Below are 2,204 nucleotides of genomic sequence, written 5' to 3'. Positions count from 1 at the left end.
TCAGTGCGCGGTAGGGCGCTCGAGGCTTACGGTCTGTTGAGGTCAGTCCTGGTCCCAGCAGGGGGAGCAGCAATAAACGCCATGGCAGAGCCAAAGGTCCGGAGTTGTGCGGCGAGGCCAATGGCGCCTTCGAAGCAGGCGGGCCAGCCGGCGGCGAGCATCTGCTCCGGGCTCGTTCCCGGACGTCCTGAGCCCGGCGGAGAGAACCTGATGTCAAGCTGGCCGTCCGAGCTGCGGGCCGTGCCGTGCTCCCTTCCGCCGACGGTGTGGGTCTTGCCCGTGTAGAGCAGCTTCTCGCGCGTGCGTAGAGTGGTCGAGGCAGTCATGGTGGTTCCTTTCAGGGTTCAATGAGTGGATAACGGGGCGGCGCGACCAACGCCGACACCGATCGGGCGCCCTGCGTTGTGCTCGATCACTTTCCGCGGCGAATCCTCATGGGGATCGAGGAGCTCCGCATCCGCACGCGAGCCTGCGCGCGCGTCTCACCAAGCACGGCGACGCCAGGGCTCGCCGCCTGGTTGGCGAAAGCGGTGTCGTAGATGCTGGCGCGGACGCGGTTGGCGTTCTCGCCGTCGGAGGAAGCAAGCGTCGTCGTCTGCGCGAGCGCGACGATGGCAGCAAGCGTGGTGGTCATGGGGTTTGGTTCCTGAGCATGAGGGGTCAAGGCTCAGCCCCCGACAGTTCAGCCGGGCCTTCCCATGCCGAGACCGGGCAGTCGCCGGCGAAAGCGGTCGAGCATTTGCGGGTGGAGGCCGCGCCTCATGGTGGAGCAGACCAGTCACTCGATTGAGGCCATCGCCGAGCAGACGGGCTTTGCCGATCGCGAGCGTATGCGGCGCGCCTTCCCGAGGAGCTTCGGTCAGCCGCCCAATGGCATTCGGCACAATGCGCGGGTTCTTGCCTGAATCACACTCGGCTGCTGTTGGGCGGATCAGCCGCTCTGCGTGGCTCGCCTCAGATCATTCCGTAGCCGCGCAGTCCATCGAACAGCAGCTTGAGCCCGGTTACGGTCAGCATCAGATAGCAGGCGGCGTACATCCGCTCCTGGTCGAGGCGTTCGTGCAGGATCCAGCCGAGCCAAATGCCGAGCGGCACGGCTGGCAAGGTCAACAGCATCATCGTCATGGTCGCGCCGGCGGGTGGGGAGAGTGCGAGCCACGGCCCCGCCTTCACGAGATTGCCGACCGTAAAGAACAGGCTGGTCGTGCCGGCGTAGACCGCCTTGGGCAGGCCGCGCGGCAGGAGGTACATCGCAACAGGCGGCCCGCCGGAATTGGCCACCATGGTGGTCAGGCCCGACGCGGTGCCGGCAACGATCGCCCTCGTGGGCGATCGGGGCCTGGCCTCGGCCGTCTTGCTGCCGAACAGCCACAAGGCGCTGAAGGCAAGTGTCATCGCCGCCATCAGCACCGAGACGAGGTGCCGATCCATCACACGAATGAGGACGAAGCCGAGCACGATGCCGACGAACAGGCCGGGCAGCAACAGGACGAGGTCGGGGCGCGACCCTGTCGAAGGCTTCCAATAGCGCAGGGCAACAGCGTCCATCGCGAGGAACATCGGCGCGAGGAAGGCTCCAGCAACGATCGGATCCATGCCGAGCGAGAGAAGTGGGATGCCGAGGATGGCAAAGCCGCCGCCGAACGCCCCGCGCATGAATGAGATGACGAAAATGCCGAGCGCCGCTAGCGCAACGACGGCGGGGTCTGGAATCAGCATCTCGCTCAGCCTTTGCCGGAGGGAACGTGCAAACAGCACGGAAAATGCGCGGGTAAGCTCGTCTCAGCGCTAAGGGGCGGCTCTTAAGCGCCGCTCAGCGCATGGACATCAGCTCCGCCACGACGCTCGCTGGGACCAGGGTGACCGGGACGTTTCCGTTGAGGGCGGTCTGATTGAGGCCGGCATCGGCGAGCTGCTTGTCGCTGAGCTCGGCGGCGAGCGCTCGGTTCAGCCGGGCGGTGCCCCAGCGCAGATAGACGCTCTGCAGCCTTGCGAAGGCATGTTCCAAGCCGGTCTTGCTCCGGGCGAACGGGATCGGGGTGTGATGGGTTGCGAGGGTCATGGCGGGGCTCCTTTCACTCGATATTCGAGCGAGGCGAACCTTGTCGGACCGGTGCGCATGCGCCGTATGGCGCCTCGTGAAAGGAGCGGAGATGCGGCGCGCCGTGCCGTGAAATCCGCGTTAAATCGACATTCGGGCCGTG

The 2,204-nt window shown here is 65.9% G+C and carries 3 protein-coding genes and 2 pseudogenes; 1 reads left to right on the top strand and 4 read right to left on the bottom strand.

The genetic code is table 11. The features are described from left to right. Positions 1 to 107: 107 nt before the first annotated feature. Together BN1233_RS35800 and BN1233_RS35795 are read right to left on the bottom strand one after the other, a co-directional pair. Positions 108 to 326, bottom strand: a pseudogene (locus tag BN1233_RS35800) (OsmC family protein); the annotation flags it as partial. A gap of 86 nt (positions 327 to 412) precedes the next feature. After that, on the bottom strand, positions 413 to 634 hold the full coding sequence (locus tag BN1233_RS35795; protein WP_046868412.1) for a hypothetical protein: 222 nt from the start codon (positions 632 to 634) through the stop codon (positions 413 to 415). Between the two features lie 20 nt (positions 635 to 654). Between BN1233_RS35795 and BN1233_RS45390 the strand changes: the two are divergent. Beyond that, a pseudogene (locus BN1233_RS45390) lies at positions 655 to 905 on the top strand (helix-turn-helix domain-containing protein); the annotation flags it as partial. 49 nt (positions 906 to 954) lie between these two features. On the opposite strand, the gene BN1233_RS35790 reads toward BN1233_RS45390, so the two are convergent. Next, positions 955 to 1,719, bottom strand: coding sequence for a sulfite exporter TauE/SafE family protein (locus BN1233_RS35790; RefSeq protein WP_046868411.1), 765 nt, complete (start codon positions 1,717 to 1,719; stop codon positions 955 to 957). Between the two features lie 94 nt (positions 1,720 to 1,813). Beyond that, positions 1,814 to 2,062 carry a hypothetical protein gene (locus BN1233_RS35785; protein ID WP_046868410.1) on the bottom strand — a complete coding sequence of 83 codons (249 nt, stop codon included), beginning with the start codon at positions 2,060 to 2,062 and terminating at the stop codon, positions 1,814 to 1,816. Positions 2,063 to 2,204: the final 142 nt, after the last annotated feature.

The sequence above is a fragment of the Microvirga massiliensis genome, assembly GCF_001006805.1.
Taxonomy (GTDB): Bacteria; Pseudomonadota; Alphaproteobacteria; order Rhizobiales; family Beijerinckiaceae; genus Microvirga; species Microvirga massiliensis.
Note: the sequence above shows the minus strand (reverse complement) of the source record. Positions and strands in the feature narration are given on the sequence as shown.